Source organism: Undibacterium sp. TC4M20W (genome assembly GCF_049340245.1).
In the GTDB taxonomy this organism is placed as follows: Bacteria; Pseudomonadota; Gammaproteobacteria; order Burkholderiales; family Burkholderiaceae_D; genus Undibacterium.
On sequence record NZ_JBMPPI010000009.1, the window covers coordinates 34,227 to 52,018 of the forward strand.

Consider the following 17,792-nt stretch of genomic DNA (forward strand, 5'->3'; position numbering starts at 1 on the left):
ATTTCCATTAAAGCACAGGGTCGCCATGACTAGAAATTCGCTACGCCAACCTATCCAGCAATTGTCTGCATTGACTGGTGCAGCAGTATTGACTGCCGGTTTCTTGATGGCACCCATGGCCATGGCACAAGATCCGTCAAAAAATACGGTCGATATCAACCTGGTTGGCGCGGACATAGAGTCGGCCATCAAGGCGATAGGTCACTATACCGGCGTCACTTTTATCATTGATCCACGCGTCAAGGGACAGATCAATCTGGTGTCGGAAACACCGCTAACCAAGGACCAGGCGTATAAATTGCTGACTTCCACTTTGCGTCTGCAAGGTTTTTCAGTAGTGACGGCTGACGGGTATTCCAAAGTGGTGCCAGAGTCAGATGCTAAGCTGCAACCTGGCCCTACGCATAATACAAATTCGGAAAGATCCGAGACCGCCAAAGGCGATCAGGTCGTCACCCAGATTTATAAATTGAACTATGAATCATCTGCCAATATCGTCACGATATTGCGTCCGTTGATTTCACCGAATAATACGATCAATGGCAACCCTAGCAATAATACGGTGGTCATTACCGATTACGCAGACAACATCAAGCGCCTGAACAAGATCATTGCTGCCCTGGATGTGCCTGCAACCACAGATATGGATGTGGTCCTGATCAAGCATGCAATCGCTTCTGACATCGCCACCATGGTGTCCAAGGTCATAGATTCAGGCGGTGGTGGTGCTGACCCCACCAAGCCAATCTTGTTGGCTGACCCGCGTTCGAATGCCATACTGGTGCGTGCTTCTTCTGTGGCCAAGGCAAACCAGATCAAGTCCCTGATCGCCAAACTTGATCAGCCGACATCGCAACCTGGCAATGTCCATGTGGTTTATTTAAAAAATGCCGAGGCTGAGAAGCTGGCGCAAACCTTGCGTTCCATCGTTACTGGCGATACTTCTTCTTCGCGCAGTTCAAGCAGCACGATTTCCAATGCAGGCAGCGCAGCCAATGGTACTAACAGCCCGGTGTCAGCAAATACTACTGGCACTGCGCAAAGCAGCATGCCATCGTTCAGTAATAACAGCACAGGCAGCAGTTCTGGTGGCGGTGCAGCTGGATATATACAGGCTGACGCATCGACCAATACCCTGATCATTACCGCAAGCGAACCTGTTTACCGCAATTTGCGCACGGTGATAGAACAGCTTGATGCCCGCCGTGCCCAGGTTTATGTAGAGGCACTGATTGTTGAGATCAGTGCAGACAAATCCAATGAGCTGGGTGTGCAATGGCTGGGTTTGTCAGGTGACAGTACCAGTAATTATCGTATAGGCGGCGGCACATCGTTCTCTACCAAGGGAAATAATATCGTTAACCTTGCTGCAGGCAATGCCACTACTTTAGGCTCGGTGTTGCCGGGCTCAGGCTTGTCCTTGGGCTTGTTCAAGCAAGTCAATGGTCAATTGGGCCTGGGCGCATTGGCGCGCGTGTTGCAGACAGATGGCAATGCCAATGTCTTGTCGATACCAAATATCGTCACGCTGGATAACGAAGAAGCCAATATTATCGTTGGTAAAAATGTCCCGCTGATTACTGGTCAATTTACGACTGCATCGAGTGGCACCGCCGGTGTCAATCCTTTCCAGACCATAGACCGCAAACAGGTAGGTTTGAAGTTGAAAATCAAGCCGCAAATCTCTGAAGGCGGCACTGTCAAACTGGCGATTTATCAGGAAGTATCGAGTGTTGATGATACGACCAATGCCGCAGGCATTATTACCAAGGAACGCTCGATCACGACCAATGTGCTGGTCGATGATGGCCAGATTATTGCGCTGGGTGGCCTGATTGAAGACAGCACCACAGATGGTGGCGAAAAAGTGCCTGGCCTCGGTGATCTTCCACTCATTGGCAATCTGTTCAAATACCAGACCAGCAAGCGCTCCAAAACTAACCTGATGGTGTTCCTGCGTCCTACAGTTATACGCAATGCAGAGCAAAGCAATAATATTTCTGTTGATCGCTATGACTATATGCGCACCCAGATCGTACCTTCCAAAGATGGCGTTGCAGAGAACTTGTGGCCGTCTGCAGAAAAAGGAAAATTACTGACTACTCCTTTGCTGATCTCTCCTGAGAAAACACCGACAACAGGCAAGGAAGGCAAATAAGCCATGCTTGATCATCGTTTATTGCCATATGGTTTTGCCAGGGATTTCTCTGTGCTGGCAGTCAGGGACAATGCTGTCCTGAATGGCGTCGTAGAAATCCAGATTTCCAAGATGACGCCGTCTGCAGCGATATCTGAAGTCGGGCGCAAGTTTGGCAAGGTCAAACTGGTCGTATTGCCACATACAGAATTGTCTGAGGCGATTGCCAAGGCCTATGCCGGTTCGGGTGGGGATGCCGCCGATGTTGTTGGCGAAGTTGAATCTGACCTGGACTTGGCCAAGCTCATGCTGGATATGCCAGCGATTGAAGACTTGCTGGAATCGGCCGATGATGCGCCCGTGATACGCATGATCAATGCGCTGCTGACGCAGGCTCTGCGTGACGGTGCGTCGGATATACATATCGAGCCGTTTGAACAGATTTCTGTCGTGCGTTTCCGTGTTGATGGTGCCTTGCGTGATGTGGTGCGTCCGAAGAAGGCAATCCATGCGTCGCTGATTTCGCGTATCAAGATCATGGCGCAACTCGATATTGCTGAAAAACGTCTGCCACAAGATGGCCGTATTACCTTGCGCATAGGCGGCAAGCCAGTCGATGTGCGGGTATCCACTTTGCCAACCGGTCACGGTGAGCGGGCTGTATTGCGCTTGCTGGATAAAGAAGCAGGGCGTCTGGATTTGAGTCATCTGGGCATGAGCGCCGATGTATTGACACAATTCGACAAGCTGATTGCTCAGCCGCATGGCATCGTGCTGGTGACCGGGCCAACGGGTTCGGGCAAGACCACGACTTTGTATGCAGCTTTGTCGCGGGTGAATGCCGGTACCACTAATATCCTGACGGTAGAAGATCCTATTGAATACGAGTTGGCCGGTGTAGGCCAGACCCAAGTCAATGCAAAAATCGAAATGACTTTTGCCAAAGCCTTGCGGGCAATTTTGAGGCAAGATCCTGACGTCATCATGATAGGTGAGATACGCGATCTGGAAACTGCGCAAATCGCGGTGCAAGCTTCTTTGACTGGCCATCTGGTGCTGGCAACTCTGCATACCAATGACTCTGCTGCGGCCGTCACACGTTTGCTGGATATGGGGATAGAACCCTTCCTGTTGTCTTCCTCTTTGCTGGGTGTGGTTGCTCAACGGCTGGTGCGCAAGTTGTGTACGCATTGCCGTGTTGAAAAAGAAGGTACCTGGCATGCGGTCGGTTGCGAGCATTGCGGGCATACTGGTTATCAGGGGCGCGTTGGTGTTTATGAGTTATTGCAAACCACAGACGCGATTCGTGCCCAGATACATCATGAGGCGGCAGAAGCAGAAATACGCACGGCTGCCCAGGCAGATGGCATGAGAACCATGCGTGAGGATGGCGATCGCTGGCTGAAAACCGGTGTGACTACGCCAGAAGAATTGCTGCGCGTGACTAAGGAATAAGTACATGCCAGCATTTCGATATGAGGCTGTTGATACCACGGGCCATACCAGCAAAGGTGTATTAAATGCCGATAGTGCCAGGGCTGCCCGCAGTGACTTGCGAGCGCAGGGCCTGGTGCCGGTTACTGTAGAGTCCATTGCCAATCAAATGGATGCAGGTGGCAAGCGCAAGACCAGCTTATTTGCCGATCATCTTTCTACCGTAGAAAACGCCTTGTTTACCAGGCAATTGTCCAGCTTGCTGGAGGCTGGCTTGCCGCTTGAGCAATGTCTGTCTGCCCTGCTTGAGCAATCAGAGCGCACTTATGTCCGTGACCTGGTTGGCTCAATACGCTCGGAAGTCATGGCAGGTAATTCCCTGTCTGACGCGCTGAAGCAGCATCCCAATGATTTTACCGATATCTATTGCGCACTGGTAGCTTCGGGCGAGCATATCGGCCATTTGTCGCGGGTGTTGTCACGACTGGCCGATTACATAGAGAGGCGTAATTCGCTGGTGCAAAAAGTCAGGCTGGCATTTACTTATCCGGCAATCGTGACGGTGGTGGCTTTTGCCATCGTGATTTTTTTGCTGACTTATGTGGTGCCGCAAATTGTTTCTGTTTTTGCCAATACCAAACAGAAGCTACCTTTCCTGACACTGGTGATGCTGGCAATTTCAGATTTTGTGCGGGCTTATGGCTGGATCGTTGCAATACTGTTGGTGGCTGCTTTCTCCCTGTGGCGGCTGGCTTTGCGCAATCCTGATTTCAAGATGCGCTGGCATCGCTGGTTATTGCACGCGCCTTTGTATGGCAAGTTTGAACGCAGCCTGAATACGGCAAGGTTCGCCAGTACTCTGGCGATTACGACTGGCTCAGGCGTGCCTATCTTGCGGGCTCTGCAAACCAGCCGCGAAACCTTGTCCAATGTGGCAATGCGCGCGCAGGTGGAAGAAGCAACGGCCAGTGTCAGGGAGGGCGTCAGTCTGGCCCGCGCCTTGTCGGCACACAAGCATTTTCCACCGATGCTGATACACATGATCAGAGCTGGTGAGGTGACTGGTGAATTGCCCGCCATGCTGGAACGTGCATCAAATACCCAGGAGCAGGATCTGGAGCGCCGTGCAATGACCATGGCTGGCTTTCTTGAGCCGGTATTGATCCTTACCATGGGTGTCGTCGTCTTGCTCATCGTGCTGGCGGTACTGATGCCTATCATAGAAATAAATCAATTGGTACGCTAAAAGGATAAAAATGAAACGCTTACCTGTCCTTGTGACGTTTATTGTATTTGTCGCACTTTGTGCGTCTCTGAGTTTTTGGGCTCTGCGCCTGTTCAAACCACAGGCCAGAGCTGTCGCCGCTGGATTTCAGCAAAATAGTTATGAGCCTGGTACCGGGCAATGGGGCGGTATTTTTGGTAATAGTCAGGTAGCGCAGGCTGCTGCCACTAACTATCAATTAAAAGGCATAGTGCTGGCAAAGCGAGCTGAAAAGAGCCTTGCCATCATCAGTGCCAATGGCAAGCCTGCATTGGCCGTGGCCATGGACAAAGAAGTTGCCCCCGGTGTGATTTTGAAAGAAGTGCATGAACAATATGTGATGGTGTCTGAATCAGGCATCATGCGCCGTGTTGAATTGCCGCAAACGCCAGACATGAACCGTGGACCTGCGCAAATTCCACCTTTAAATCAATCGAATTCAGTGCCACCTCAAGTTGCGCCTGTCGCATTTCCCTCAGCCAAGCACAATGATGCACCGGGCGGCCCTATCAGTAGCCCACCACCACCGATGGTAACACCGGGCTTGCCTACGGCTTCTCTGCCATCTGCGATGCCGGGCGGGCAGCAATGAGTTCTTGGCAAGATGTGTGCCCAGAAGATGTGCGTCTGGCGATAGAACAGGCACACTCATCCTGGCGGCCTGTCATAGAGACTGGATTGCAGAGAGTGCATGAAGCCAATCCGAATTATTTCTCTGGTTTGACAAGGTCTGTCTATCTGCCCAACCAAGCCAGATTATTTGCTGCTTTCTCCATGCCTATGGATGATGTACGTTACATCCTGATGGGTGAGGGACCTTATCCGCGGGCAGACAGTGCAACTGGTTACTGTTTCATGGACGGAGCGGTAAAAAGCTTGTGGTCTGATGAAGAGGGCGCTGGTTTGTCCAAGAAAGTCAATCGCGCCACGTCTCTGAGAAACTTTATGAAGATGTTGCTGGTTGCTTCTGGTCATTTGCAACAAGAGGCAACGACTGGTGACGCCATGGCTGCTGTTGCTACACAGGCGCGTTTGCCCGAGGGTGGTTTTATACAAACTCTGGACGATTTACAACACAAGCTCATCGCACAAGGATTTTTACTATTGAATGCCAGCCTGGTATTTCGGGAAGACACAGCTCCGGTAAAAGATGCAAAAGCATGGCAGCCATTTTTGCAAACAGTTTTATCTGCGCTACATCAATATCAAAGTTCGCACAAAAAGCAAAAGGCAGTGTTAGTCTTGTGGGGTAAGATTGCAGAGCAGCTTCGCGTCATGCCCGAGACCGCACTGTACGAGCAGATCAATGCCGAGCACCCATATAATTTGAGTTTCATTAGTAACAAAACCATGCAGGATTTTTTCCGCCCCATGAATTTACTGGCTGACTTGCCTGAAGGAAAAATTTTGTAATATGCGGTTTTTACTACTGGCTTGTGGACGAGCTTTGTAGAATAATTGGGTGACACGCATTGAAGCATTGTTTGCTTACCCAAATCATAACTTTCCCCTGCCTATGTTGAAGAAAATTGAAGTTGCTCAACTGAGGATTGGCATGTATGTGCAGGAACTGTGCAGTTCCTGGATAGATACACCGTTCTGGCAAAAGTCTTTCTTGCTTGGGGAAGCTGAAGAACTAAAAAAAATCCAGGCAACCAAAATCCGTCATGCCTGGATAGATGTCAGCAAGGGCCTTGATGTCCTCCAAGATGCGGTAGAAAAAACGGTTACCGAACCTGAGCCAGAGCCGCAGCCTGAACCCACACCAGAGCCTCTGCCAGAACCTGCTCCACAGCCACGCCAGATCAGCTCAGTCTCCATGGATGATGAACTTGGGCGTGCTTCTGCCATTGTCAGCAAATCCAAGCAAGCCGTGTTCAGCATGTTCAGTGAAGCGCGCATGGGCAAGGCAGTGGATGTTGGTAATGCCCAGACCATGGTGGAAGAAATTGCTGATTCCGTCATGCGCAATCCTGGTGCCCTGATAGGTCTGGCCAGGCTCAAGACCAAAGATGATTACACCTACATGCATTCTATTGCTGTATGTGCACTGATGGTGGCATTGGCCAAGCAACTGGGCTTGTCTGAAGAGGCAACCAGAGAGGCCGGCCTGGCTGGCTTGTTGCACGATATAGGCAAGATGATGGTCGATGCTGATATTTTGAACAAGCCAGGAAAATTGACGGATGCTGAATTTGTCTCCGTCAAGGAACATCCGGTGGCGGGCTATAAAATGCTGAAAGAAGCCAAGGGCGTCAGCGCGATTGCCCTGGATGTGTGTCTGCATCATCACGAGAAAATAGATGGCACTGGCTACCCAAGACGCCTGAAGGGGGATGAGATCAGTTTGTATGCACGCATGGGGGCAGTATGCGATGTGTATGATGCGATTACTTCAGACCGGCCTTATAAGCAAGGTTGGTGTCCAGCCGAATCGCTGCGCAAAATGGCCGAATGGAGCAGTGGGCATTTTGATGAAAAAATCTTCCAGGCTTTTGTCAAAAGCATAGGCATTTATCCTGTAGGTACTTTGGTCAAGTTGGAGTCTGGCAGGCTGGCTGTCGTCGTTGAACAACAAATTGGCAAGTCGCTTTTATTGCCTAAAGTCAGAGTATTCTTCTCTGCTAAATCCATGGCCTATATCGCACCTGAACTGATCGATTTGTCGCGCCCAGGCATGAATGACAAGATCGCTTCACGTGAAGATGCCGCCAAATGGGGCATCAAGGACATCAATCGTTATTGGCTCGGTGAGGCTGCCAATAACCGTTAGCAAATAGTGATCTCTTTAGGAAGAAGACCTCGCACTGAGGCGAGGTCTTAAGCTTTATTTTTCAGGTTGTATGACTATCTTGCCAGTCACTTTGCGGGCTGCCAGGTCGTTCAAGGCTGCTGGTGTGTCTTTGAGTGCATAGCGGCCAGAGATATGTGGCTTGATTTTTCCTTCATGCAGCCAGCTCATCAACTCACGCATAGCAGCCAGATTGGCTTTAGGCTCACGCTTGGCAAACTCACCCCAGAAAACACCAACCAGAGAAGCGCCTTTGAGCAGAGTCAGATTCAATGGCAGCTTGGGTATTTCACCATTGGCAAAACCCACCACCAGGTAGCGGCCGCGCCAGCCTATCGAGCGGAAAGCTGGTTCTGCGTAAATGCCACCGACCGGGTCATAAATAACATCCGGCCCTTTGCCATCGGTAGCTGCCTTGATGGCTTCGCGCAAATCCTGATTGCTGTAGTTGATCGTGACATCGGCACCATGCTGCTTGCAGATGTCGAGTTTTTCATCGGTCGATGCTGCTGCAATGACACGGGCACCCAGAGCCTTGCCGATTTCTATGGCAGCAAGGCCGACGCCACCGGCAGCGCCCAGTACCAACATGGTTTCACCAGCTTTTAACTGGGCACGATCTACCACTGCGTGATGGGAAGTACCATAGGTCAGGGTGATCGCTGCTGCAACGTCAAAGTCCATGCCTGTTGGCATGGGCATGACGGCATTGGCAGGGGCGACTACCTGTTGTGCAAATGCACCATTGCCAATAAAGGCAATCACCTTGTCGCCAACCTTGACATGGCTGACACCATCGCCAACGGCATAAACTATCCCGGACAATTCGCTGCCTGGTGTAAATGGCAGTTCAGGTTTGAACTGGTACTTGTTTTGTATGATCAATACGTCTGGGAAGTTGACGCCTGCTGCCTTGACGTTGATAGCAACCTGGCCGGGTGCAGGCACCAGATCTGCCAAGTCTTCTATCACCAAAGTGTCTGGCAATCCCCACTCCTTGCAAACAACAGCTTTCATTTTGATGTCTCCATAAAATAGTACGACCGTTTGATTTTGTGATTATGCCGTAAAAATCTGTTCTCTGTAGAAATTTATATTTCAGCATCAGGTAGAATACAAAACATGAAAATTCTGATCAGTAATGATGATGGTTATCTCGCTCCTGGCATCGTGGCGCTCGCTGAGGCCATGGCATCAATTGCCGAGATTACCGTGGTGGCTCCCGACAGTAACCGTTCCGGGGCATCGAATGCCTTGACCCTGGAACGGCCCTTGAGTGTGCAACGTGCCAGCAATGGTTTTTACTTTGTGAATGGTACTCCTTCTGACTGTGTACACATCGCCCTGACCGCCATCATGAAAGAAAAACCTGACCTGATCGTTTCTGGCATCAATCAGGGGCAGAATATGGGGGACGATACTTTGTATTCTGGTACCGTAGCCGCAGCGACTGAAGGGTTTTTGTTTGGTATCCCGGCAATTGCCTTTTCGCAAACTGAAAAAGCCTGGACGCATCTGGATTCAGCAGCACGCATTGCGCTGGAGATGGTGAAGCGTGGCTTCACTGGCATGGCTAGCCCATTCCTGCTGAATGTAAATATTCCGAATTTGCCGTTTGATGAAATCAAGGGAGTGCGCAAGGCGCGCCTGGGCAAGCGCCATACCTCTGAACCTGTCATTCACATGACAGACCCGCATGGCAGGGATATTTACTGGATAGGCCCGCCTGGCGCAGCGCGGGATGCCAGTGCAGGAACAGATTTTGATACGACTGCCAGGCATTTTGTGTCGGTGACCCCTTTGCAAATAGATTTGACGAATACGCGTCAACTGGCTGATCTGGATATGGACTTTGCATGACGACCAAGGATAAGCGCTTTCCTTTACCGTTGTCTTCTGTGGTGAACCAAAAAGACAAAGCAGGTAGTGGGGTGGTACGACATACCGCCATGCCGCAAACTGCCATGCGCAATGCCGCACATCACTTAAGTGGGGTGGCTGCAGCAAAGGCCTCAAAATCGCAGCAAATGCATGTGCCGCAGGGCGCTGCGGGCACTTCGGCGGGTTTGTCACCATCCTTATTGTCAGGTCCCCTGGTGTCTGAAGGCGTCAGGCGGGCCATGGTTGTACGTGTCGCTCAACAAGGTGTCAAGGATGCGACAGTGCTGGCGGCTTTGCAGGCTGTGCCCAGGCATCTGTTTCTGGAGTCCGGCATGGCCAGCCAGGCCTATGTCGATGCGTCTTTGCCGATAGGTCATCACCAGACCATTTCGCAACCGTATATTGTGGCCCGTATGCTGGAAATCATGCGTAATGGTGGCAAGCTGGAGCGCGTGCTTGAGATTGGTACCGGCTGCGGCTATCAGGCAGCCGTCCTGTCTGTAATGGTCAAGGAAGTGTATTCCATTGAGCGTATCAAGGCCTTGCATGAGCTGGCCAAAAGCAATCTGCGCCCCATGCGCATCGCGAATATCCGGCTTTTATATGGTGATGGCATGCAGGGTTTGCCGGGTGAGGCCCCTTTTGACGGTATCATATTGGCAGCAGCGGGACTGGAAGTGCCTCAGGCCCTGCTAAAACAGTTACGGGTAGGTGGCAGGCTGGTTGCCCCTGTAGGGGGGCGTAATCAGGTATTGCAATTGATAGAACGTGTATCCAATTATGAATGGAAGAGTTCTGTGCTCGAATCCTGCCATTTTGTGCCTCTGCATCCCGGCGTAATTTAGCTTTGCCCGTGGCAACAATGAATTTGATAGATTAAAACAGAAATGAAGAAAATACAGCAAATACTACAAACTGGTTTGTCCATCACAGTCCTGGCGCTTGTGACTGCGTGTACCACCAATGTTCAGAATAAAGCGCCGGTCGTGGAGCGTGGTTTTGATCCCAGGCCAGTTGATCCTCCTCCTGTGGTTGAAGTTATCAAGCCAGCAGTTAAAGTGCCTGATAATACGCGCGGTACCTATGTCGTCAAGCGTGGTGATGGCCTGTATAGAATCGCCCTGGATCATGGGCAAAGCTATAGTGACCTGGTTGCCTGGAACGACCTGAAAAACCCGAATGACATCAAGGTAGGTCAGGTTCTGCGGGTTGCACCGCCAGATGCTGTTCAGGGAGTTCAGGCCACAAGCGTGGCACCGAACGCGGGCATTGAAGTCAAACCTTTGCCAGTGAATGCGGCTAACAACAAAAACAGCCCGCGCGGTGATAAACGTCCATATTCAGACGCTAATCTCGCCGAGTTGCAAAAAACGGATTCCACAGTGGTAGCTTCCGTCACACCGACAGTGCCAGTTATCAAGTCCGAAACTCCTGCGCCAGCCAAAGTCTCAGAATCAGCAACTGAGACTGAAAATGTTGACTGGATGTGGCCTGCTGACGGTAAAGTCCTGGCGACATTTGACGATGTTAAGAACAAGGGTTTCGATATTGCCGGCAAACTGGGGCAGGATGTATTGTCTGCTGGTGCTGGTAAAGTTTTGTATGCAGGTAGTGGCATCCGTGGTTATGGTAATCTGGTGATTATTAAACACACCAGTACTTTGTTGTCAGCCTATGCGCATAACAAGTCCATACTCGTCAAAGAGGGGCAGAGCATCACCAAAGGGCAAAAAATCGCTGAAATGGGAAATTCTGACAGTGATACGGTGAAGCTGCATTTTGAGATCAGGGTGCAGGGTAAACCGGTAGATCCAGCCAGATATCTGCCAGCCCGGTAAGTCGTTTTGTTGTGGCGATGCAGCAAGTATTGATGTTTTGCGCAAATTGACATTTTTTATGTAGGGTAATTCCAGAAAAACTGTATTGGTAAATTAATATTGTCATTTTCAACAATAATTTGTTCAAGCAAGACTCACTCACCGGATTCGCAAACCAGCTCAGATCATGCATAACAATTTAAGCACCTACAAGTTGGAAAATTCTGCCGCTGGCGATGAGCCGGACGGCGCTGATGTTGATGCGCATTCTGCCTCAGACAATGCGGATATGGATGATGCAGCGGATCTGACGCAAGAGGGGCAGGAAGAACAAAGTGAAGACCCTGCCACGCTCATTGTTGCGCCTATTGATGAATTGAAAAATGTTCTTGCTGCCGAGCTTTCTACAGATACCACGCAATACTATTTGAATCAGATAGGTACCCGGCCCTTATTCGCTTCTGCTGAAGAACTGCATTATGCAACCCTGGCCAAGCAAGGTAATTTTGAAGCCAGGCAAAAAATGATAGAACATAACCTGCGTCTGGTTGTGTCGATTGCCAAACACTATATCAACCGCGGCGTTGCTTTGCTCGACATGATAGAAGAGGGTAATCTGGGTCTCATGCATGCCATAGACAAGTTTGAGCCTGAGCGTGGTTTTCGCTTTTCAACTTATGCAACCTGGTGGATACGCCAGAGCATAGAGCGCGCCATCATGAATCAGGCCAGGACCATACGCCTGCCTGTACACATGGTGCGTGAACTGAATCAGATATTGCGGGCCAAGTACCACCTCGAATCGCAAAGGCGCGATGGCAGGGATGCTGCGCTGGAGGATATTGCCTTGCTGGTCGATAGGCCGGTCGATGAAGTGCAGGATATTCTGACCCTGTCTGAGCACGCAACTTCGCTGGATACGCCACTGGATAATGATCCCCAGTCCAGCCTGATGGATATGTTGCCAGGTGATAGTGATGATGCGCCAGACATTCGCGCCGAGCAGCATGAAATGACGATCCTGGTCAGGGACTGGTTGTCTAAATTGCCTGATAAACAACGTATTGTCATCGTGCGACGTTTTGGACTTGATAATGATGATCCGGCAACGCTGGAAACCCTGGCAGATGAAATGGGGATCACCCGTGAGCGCGTTCGCCAGATACAGCAAGAAGCCTTGATCAAGCTTAAGCGCTCATTTGCGTCCCGTGGTGTGGGGCGTGATTCGGTACTTTAATCCGGATTCGCTGAGCAATTTACATATTTCTTGAGGTGCGCGTCCGCGCATCTCTTATAATTCCGTCTTTTAAATCTCACTTCCCATCGGCGTGATGTGTTTTACGCCATCAATTTCCATGAATACAATAGAAATTCGCTCTTTAGATATGGACGCGCGTGGCGTCGGTAATTTGCAAAACGAAGATGGCAGCGCTGGCAAAGTGGTTTTTGTCGATGGTGCATTGCCGGGTGAGTTGGTCGAATTTAGCACTTACAAGAAAAAAGCCAGCTGGGAAGCTGCCACCATGATGAGTGTGGTGCGTGAGTCTTCACAAAGGGTGGAGCCCAAATGTGAATTTTTTGGTACTTGCGGCGGTTGCTCCATGCAACATCTGGATGCCAATGCCCAGGTGGCCATGAAGCAGCGCGTGCTGGAAGATAATCTGTGGCATATCAGCAAGGTTAAATCCGACATCATGTTGCGTCCTATCATCGGCCCTACTTGGGGTTATCGCTACCGCGCCCGTCTGTCAGTGCGTCATGTGATAAAAAAGGGTACGGTATTGGTTGGTTTTCATGAAAAAAAATCACGCTATGTCGCCAATATGGAGACCTGTGAGATATTGCCCGCACATGTCTCGGCCATGCTCATGCCTTTGCGTGGCTTGGTAGCTTCACTCTCCATTGTTGAGGCTTTGCCGCAAATCGAGTTGGCGATAGGTGAGGGTGTTACGGCCATGGTGTTGCGCATCATGGCGCCTTTGACCAAGGATGATGAATTCAAACTGAAAGCATTTGCGGATCAGTATCAGGTGCAATGGTGGTTGCAAACCAAGGGTCCCGATACTGCAGAACCTTATTATCCGGCGACCAATGATTTGCATTATTTGTTGCCAGAGTTTGGTGTCAAAATGCCTTTCAAGCCTACCGACTTTACCCAGGTGAATCATCATATCAACCGTGTTCTGGTGGCACGTGCTTTGCGCATGCTGGATGTGCAAAAAGATGAGCGCATAGCCGATCTGTTTTGTGGGCTGGGTAATTTTACTTTGCCTATCGCTACTCTTGCGAGGGAGGTGGTTGGTATAGAGGGTAGTGATACCCTGACTGAGCGCGCTTTGGAAAATGCCAGACACAATGGCCTGGCTGATAAAACATCCTTCAGCACCCGTAACCTCTTCGAAGTGACGGCGCAGGACTTCGTCAAGTTGGGTAAATTTGACCGCTTTTTGATTGATCCGCCACGTGATGGTGCCATGGCCGTCTGCCAGGCTTTGATTGATCTGGGTGAAATTGCTCCGGAATTAAAACCCAAGCGCCTGGTATATGTCTCATGCAGTCCATCAACGCTGGCCAGGGATGCTGGCATGCTGGTCAATCAGGCCGGTTATCGCCTTAGCAGTGCGGGCGTAGTCAATATGTTTCCGCACACTTCCCACGTGGAATCCATGGCAGTTTTTGATCTGATCTAGATTTTTGCGGCCGCAAATCCACCAATGCAACTGGCAGTCATTGCTGGCAATGGATAGTAGGTTTGCTTTGATGCAATGAAATCCCTGTTTTAGATAATAAAAATCCAATTGATCCAGTCTGCGACCAATTGTATTTCTTGAAAGACATATCTGGGATGGTGGTTTCATGGTAAAATCTAAGGTTAGATGAATTCTTGAAATTTTTCTTAACCCTTTCTTTTTATTGGAGTTTTTAGATGGCTATCGAACGTACATTGTCTATTATTAAGCCTGATGCTGTTGCAAAAAACGTCATCGGTCAAATTTACAGCCGCTTTGAAGGCGCTGGCTTGAAGGTAGTTGCTGCCCGTATGGCGCAATTGTCCCGTGCTGAAGCTGAAGGTTTCTACGCTGTTCACAGCGCACGTCCTTTCTTCAAGGATCTGGTTGATTTCATGATCTCCGGCCCAGTAATGATCCAGGTTCTGGAAGGCGAAGGCGCAATTTTGAAAAACCGTGACCTGATGGGTGCGACAGATCCTAAGAAAGCAGACGCTGGCACAATCCGCGCTGATTTCGCTGACTCTATCGATGCTAATGCTGTTCATGGTTCTGATGCTCCAGAAACAGCTGCTGTGGAAATCGCTTACTACTTCCCAGCGTTGAACGTTTATTCCCGTTAATTCAGACTTTGTCTGCATGTAACAGAATAAAGAATTAAGATATACGCCTCATACGGTCTGGTGCTGTATGAGGCGTGAAAGAGAAGATCATGACGGTACTCACAAATTTATTGGATCTGGATCCAGCGCAGCTCGTCGCATATTGCGGTGACTTGGGTGAGAAGCCGTTTCGTGCCAAGCAATTGCAACGCTGGATACACCAGTTTGGTGCCAGTTCGTTTGATGAAATGACAGACCTCGCGAAATCCCTGCGCGAGAAGCTCGCTACGCGGGCGATGATTGCCGCTCCCGCCGTAATCAGTGACCATACTTCCACAGATGGCACCAGAAAATGGCTGGTCGATGTCGGCCAGGGTAATGCGGTAGAGACTGTATTTATCCCTGAAGAAAACCGTGGCACCCTGTGTATTTCTACCCAGGCAGGCTGCGCAGTGAATTGCCGTTTTTGTTCCACTGGCAAACAGGGGTTTAACCGCAACCTGAGCGTAGGCGAAATCATAGGCCAGCTCTGGATGGCAGAATTTGAATTGCGCAAGACCAAAGGTATTGCTCCCGGCCCCAAGGGTGAACGTCAGATCACCAATGTGGTCATGATGGGTATGGGCGAGCCTTTGCTGAATTTTGAACCAACTGTGACTGCCTTGCGTCTCATGCTCGACGATAATGCCTATGGTTTGTCGCGTCGCCGTGTGACGCTATCTACCAGTGGTGTGGTTCCCATGATAGACAAGCTGTCGCAAGAATGCCCGGTGGCGTTGGCGGTGTCGCTTCATGCGTCGAATGATACTTTGCGTGACAGCCTGATACCACTGAATAAAAAGCACCCATTGAAAGAGTTGATGGCGGCTTGCAAGCGTTACCTTGAATTTGCGCCGCGCGACTTTGTCACGTTTGAATATTGCATGCTGGATGGCGTCAATGACACTGATGCGCATGCGCGGGAATTGATAGAACTGGTACGTGACGTATCGTGCAAGTTTAATCTGATTCCTTTTAATCCTTTCCCGGAATCTGGTTTGAAGCGCTCGGCCAATCCGCGCATTAAAGCATTTGCGCAGATTTTGCTGGATGCAGGCCTGGTGACAACCACACGTAAAACTCGTGGCGATGATATCGATGCGGCTTGCGGTCAATTGGCTGGTGAAGTGCAGGACAGAACCCGCGTGCAGGAGCGCATGCAAAAAATGGCGGAATATCAAAAGAAGTTTGGCGAAAATTTTGGCAAGATCGTGGAGATCACTCAGTGAAAATTTCTCAAGTGCGTCAATGTTTTTTGAGCGGGGCGCTGGTAGTGCTGGCACTGTCCTTGTCGGCATGTGCGTCCAAGAGTCTTGAGGGTGACAGGCCAGATCAGAACATGTCTGCTGAAAAGCAGGATGCGCGAAAACGTGCTTCCATACGCATGGAGTTGGCGGTTGGTTATTATCAGCAGGGGCAGCAGAAAGTTGCTCTCGAAGAGATTCGCCAGGCTTTACTGATTGCCCCTGATCTGGTTGATGCTTTTAGCCTGCGTGCACTTATATTCATGGATATGGGTGAGAAGCAGTTGGCGGAAGATAATTTTCAGCATGCACTGAAGCTCGCGCCAGGCAATAGTGATATTGGTAATAATTATGGCTGGTTCTTGTGCATGAATGGTCGCGAAAAACAGGGTTTGGTGTATCTTGAGAATGCGGTAAAGGATCCCACCTATAATGCGCCGGCCAAGGCGTTGAATAATGCTGGATTGTGCAGTTTGCGTATCAAGGATACGCTTGCTGCAGAGCGTTATTTCATGCAGGGTCTGCGTGAAGATGCGGGTAATCCGCAAATCAATGCGAATCTGGCTGATGTGCTTTACAAGCGCGGCGAATACAAGCAGGCGAAGTTCTATATTGGTCGTGTACTTAAGTTGGACGTGTTGGCAGCGAATGTGTTCTGGCTTGCTATCAAAATCGAAAGAAAACTGGGTGACGAGGCTGCGGTAAATAGTCTGGCGACGCAATTGCGTCGCCGTCATCCAAATTCAAATGAATTTTCTCTGTATCAACGTGGAGTGTTTGATGAGTGATGCGGGCGCGAATCTACCTGTAGAACCTTTGGCTTCTGAGATATCTGAGACTAAAGCGGTTTTGTCTGTTGTGCAGACTGCCGGTTCTCAATTGTCTGCTGCGCGCGTTCAACTTGGTTTGAGTGTGCAAGAGGTGGCGGATCAACTCAAATTGTCCCAGCGTCAGATACTTGCGCTGGAGAGTAATCAATTTGATGACTTGCCCAAGATGGTGATCGTGCGCGGTTTTGTGCGTTCTTATGCAAAGCTTCTCAAGCTTGATCCGGCGCCAGTGATCGACTGCCTGCCTGCAGAAAAGGGCTTGTCTGGACTGGATGCAGATTTGCGTCCTACCCTTGCAACACCTTTCATGGAGTCGCGTACGCCTTTCCTTGGACGTCAGGACAGCAATAATAATCGCAAGTACGTGATAGGTGCGATAGTGCTGGCCGCATGTGCGCTGATCTTTGTCGCGGTGCAAAAGCTGGAGCAAAACGATTACATCAAGAGCCTGATCTCAGGGCAGTCCACAAAAAAAACGACTGAAGCAGAGGTTGAAAAACCGGTTGAAAATCCAGAGGCTGCATCTGTCAAGCCAGAAGCTGACAAGCCTGCGGCATCGACTATCCCTACGGTGCTTGGTACGCTCAATGACGCAAAATCAGAAACCCAGGATGTTGCGCCACCTAAAGTGAATCAGGATGTGCAAACTCCTGTGTCAGCGCCAGCAGTGACGCAGCAAAGTACAATTCCGGTTCCTGCTCCGGGTCCTACTCCTGCTGCTGCGGTAGTCCCTGCTCCAGTGTCAACACCCGCTGCGCTTGCCGCGCCAGCTGTTGCGGAACCAGGAAATAATCAGCTGAAATTGAAATTCAAGCAGGATTCCTGGATACAGGTCAAACGTGAAAACGGTAGCGTTGTAACTTCTCATTTGGCAAAAGCTGGCACTGAAGAAGTGTTTGACATGAAAGAAGCCTTGCAGTTAAGAATAGGCAATGCTGCCGGTGTAGAAGGTTGGTTGCGCGGTAAGTCTATGGAAATTGCACCGGGCAAGGACAGTAATGTCATTAATTTGAGCGTGAAGTAA

Annotated in this window: 16 protein-coding genes; 15 read left to right on the plus strand and 1 reads right to left on the minus strand. The window is 50.1% G+C overall.

The window, feature by feature from the left end; all coding sequences use genetic code 11:
* Positions 1–25: 25 nt before the first annotated feature.
* The 6 genes from gspD to ACO0LL_RS13165 all read left to right on the plus strand — a co-directional run bounded on the left by gspD (position 26) and on the right by ACO0LL_RS13165 (position 7,608).
* On the plus strand, positions 26–2,158 hold the full coding sequence (gspD, locus tag ACO0LL_RS13140; RefSeq protein ID WP_422951307.1) for a type II secretion system secretin GspD: 2,133 nt from the start codon (positions 26–28) through the stop codon (positions 2,156–2,158).
* Positions 2,159–2,161: 3 nt separating this feature from the next.
* Positions 2,162–3,592 carry a type II secretion system ATPase GspE gene (gene gspE, locus ACO0LL_RS13145; RefSeq protein WP_422951308.1) on the plus strand — a complete coding sequence of 477 codons (1,431 nt, stop codon included), beginning with the start codon at positions 2,162–2,164 and terminating at the stop codon, positions 3,590–3,592.
* Between the two features lie 4 nt (positions 3,593–3,596).
* Positions 3,597–4,817 (plus strand): type II secretion system inner membrane protein GspF, encoded by a 1,221-nt coding sequence (gene gspF / locus ACO0LL_RS13150; protein WP_422951309.1) that lies wholly within the window; start codon positions 3,597–3,599, stop codon positions 4,815–4,817.
* 10 nt (positions 4,818–4,827) lie between these two features.
* Positions 4,828–5,427, plus strand: coding sequence for a type II secretion system protein N (locus ACO0LL_RS13155; RefSeq protein WP_422951310.1), 600 nt, complete (start codon positions 4,828–4,830; stop codon positions 5,425–5,427).
* Positions 5,424–6,248, plus strand: a complete 825-nt coding sequence (locus tag ACO0LL_RS13160) for a uracil-DNA glycosylase (RefSeq protein WP_422951311.1) — start codon at positions 5,424–5,426, stop codon at positions 6,246–6,248. Before ACO0LL_RS13155 ends, ACO0LL_RS13160 begins: the two co-directional genes overlap by 4 nt.
* Before the next feature lie 103 nt (positions 6,249–6,351).
* The gene (locus ACO0LL_RS13165) at positions 6,352–7,608 is read left to right on the plus strand and encodes an HD-GYP domain-containing protein (RefSeq protein ID WP_422951312.1); all 1,257 of its coding nucleotides are present in this window, start codon (positions 6,352–6,354) and stop codon (positions 7,606–7,608) included.
* A 54-nt stretch (positions 7,609–7,662) separates the two neighbouring features.
* Here the strand turns inward: ACO0LL_RS13165 and ACO0LL_RS13170 are convergent, their stop codons facing one another.
* Entirely contained in the window at positions 7,663–8,643 is a 981-nt protein-coding gene (locus ACO0LL_RS13170) for an NADPH:quinone oxidoreductase family protein (RefSeq protein ID WP_422951313.1), read from the minus strand.
* Positions 8,644–8,748: 105 nt separating this feature from the next.
* Between ACO0LL_RS13170 and surE the strand changes: the two genes are divergently transcribed.
* From surE to ACO0LL_RS13215, 9 genes are all read left to right on the plus strand, one after another.
* Positions 8,749–9,486 carry a 5'/3'-nucleotidase SurE gene (surE, locus tag ACO0LL_RS13175; RefSeq protein WP_422951314.1) on the plus strand — a complete coding sequence of 246 codons (738 nt, stop codon included), beginning with the start codon at positions 8,749–8,751 and terminating at the stop codon, positions 9,484–9,486.
* Positions 9,483–10,352 carry a protein-L-isoaspartate(D-aspartate) O-methyltransferase gene (locus ACO0LL_RS13180; protein WP_422951315.1) on the plus strand — a complete coding sequence of 290 codons (870 nt, stop codon included), beginning with the start codon at positions 9,483–9,485 and terminating at the stop codon, positions 10,350–10,352. The genes surE and ACO0LL_RS13180 overlap by 4 nt, the downstream gene beginning before the upstream one ends.
* Before the next feature lie 42 nt (positions 10,353–10,394).
* Positions 10,395–11,345 (plus strand): peptidoglycan DD-metalloendopeptidase family protein, encoded by a 951-nt coding sequence (locus ACO0LL_RS13185; protein WP_422951316.1) that lies wholly within the window; start codon positions 10,395–10,397, stop codon positions 11,343–11,345.
* Between the two features lie 166 nt (positions 11,346–11,511).
* Positions 11,512–12,561 (plus strand): RNA polymerase sigma factor RpoS, encoded by a 1,050-nt coding sequence (rpoS, locus tag ACO0LL_RS13190; protein WP_422951317.1) that lies wholly within the window; start codon positions 11,512–11,514, stop codon positions 12,559–12,561.
* Positions 12,562–12,679: 118 nt separating this feature from the next.
* Positions 12,680–14,014, plus strand: coding sequence for a 23S rRNA (uracil(1939)-C(5))-methyltransferase RlmD (gene rlmD, locus ACO0LL_RS13195; RefSeq protein ID WP_422951318.1), 1,335 nt, complete (start codon positions 12,680–12,682; stop codon positions 14,012–14,014).
* A gap of 236 nt (positions 14,015–14,250) precedes the next feature.
* Positions 14,251–14,676 (plus strand): nucleoside-diphosphate kinase, encoded by a 426-nt coding sequence (gene ndk, locus ACO0LL_RS13200; RefSeq protein WP_110253161.1) that lies wholly within the window; start codon positions 14,251–14,253, stop codon positions 14,674–14,676.
* Between the two features lie 86 nt (positions 14,677–14,762).
* On the plus strand, positions 14,763–15,923 hold the full coding sequence (gene rlmN, locus ACO0LL_RS13205) for a 23S rRNA (adenine(2503)-C(2))-methyltransferase RlmN (RefSeq protein ID WP_422951449.1): 1,161 nt from the start codon (positions 14,763–14,765) through the stop codon (positions 15,921–15,923).
* Entirely contained in the window at positions 15,920–16,726 is an 807-nt protein-coding gene (pilW, locus tag ACO0LL_RS13210; protein ID WP_422951319.1) for a type IV pilus biogenesis/stability protein PilW, read from the plus strand. Before rlmN ends, pilW begins: the two co-directional genes overlap by 4 nt.
* Positions 16,719–17,792, plus strand: a complete 1,074-nt coding sequence (locus tag ACO0LL_RS13215) for a helix-turn-helix domain-containing protein (protein WP_422951320.1) — start codon at positions 16,719–16,721, stop codon at positions 17,790–17,792. The genes pilW and ACO0LL_RS13215 overlap by 8 nt, the downstream gene beginning before the upstream one ends.

Bases quoted from the DNA above. Each gene is read 5' to 3' on its own strand.
- ACO0LL_RS13170 (WP_422951313.1), bottom strand. From the start codon at position 8,643: ATGAAAGCTGTTGTTTGCAAGGAGTGGGGATTGCCAGACACTTTGGTG.
- surE (WP_422951314.1), top strand. From the start codon at position 8,749: ATGAAAATTCTGATCAGTAATGATGATGGTTATCTCGCTCCTGGCATC.
- ACO0LL_RS13165 (WP_422951312.1), top strand. From the start codon at position 6,352: ATGTTGAAGAAAATTGAAGTTGCTCAACTGAGGATTGGCATGTATGTG.
- ndk (WP_110253161.1), top strand. From the start codon at position 14,251: ATGGCTATCGAACGTACATTGTCTATTATTAAGCCTGATGCTGTTGCA.
- ACO0LL_RS13185 (WP_422951316.1), top strand. From the start codon at position 10,395: ATGAAGAAAATACAGCAAATACTACAAACTGGTTTGTCCATCACAGTC.
- rlmD (WP_422951318.1), top strand. From the start codon at position 12,680: ATGAATACAATAGAAATTCGCTCTTTAGATATGGACGCGCGTGGCGTC.
- gspD (WP_422951307.1), top strand. From the start codon at position 26: ATGACTAGAAATTCGCTACGCCAACCTATCCAGCAATTGTCTGCATTG.
- rpoS (WP_422951317.1), top strand. From the start codon at position 11,512: ATGCATAACAATTTAAGCACCTACAAGTTGGAAAATTCTGCCGCTGGC.
- ACO0LL_RS13155 (WP_422951310.1), top strand. From the start codon at position 4,828: ATGAAACGCTTACCTGTCCTTGTGACGTTTATTGTATTTGTCGCACTT.
- ACO0LL_RS13160 (WP_422951311.1), top strand. From the start codon at position 5,424: ATGAGTTCTTGGCAAGATGTGTGCCCAGAAGATGTGCGTCTGGCGATA.
- ACO0LL_RS13180 (WP_422951315.1), top strand. From the start codon at position 9,483: ATGACGACCAAGGATAAGCGCTTTCCTTTACCGTTGTCTTCTGTGGTG.
- ACO0LL_RS13215 (WP_422951320.1), top strand. From the start codon at position 16,719: ATGAGTGATGCGGGCGCGAATCTACCTGTAGAACCTTTGGCTTCTGAG.
- gspE (WP_422951308.1), top strand. From the start codon at position 2,162: ATGCTTGATCATCGTTTATTGCCATATGGTTTTGCCAGGGATTTCTCT.
- gspF (WP_422951309.1), top strand. From the start codon at position 3,597: ATGCCAGCATTTCGATATGAGGCTGTTGATACCACGGGCCATACCAGC.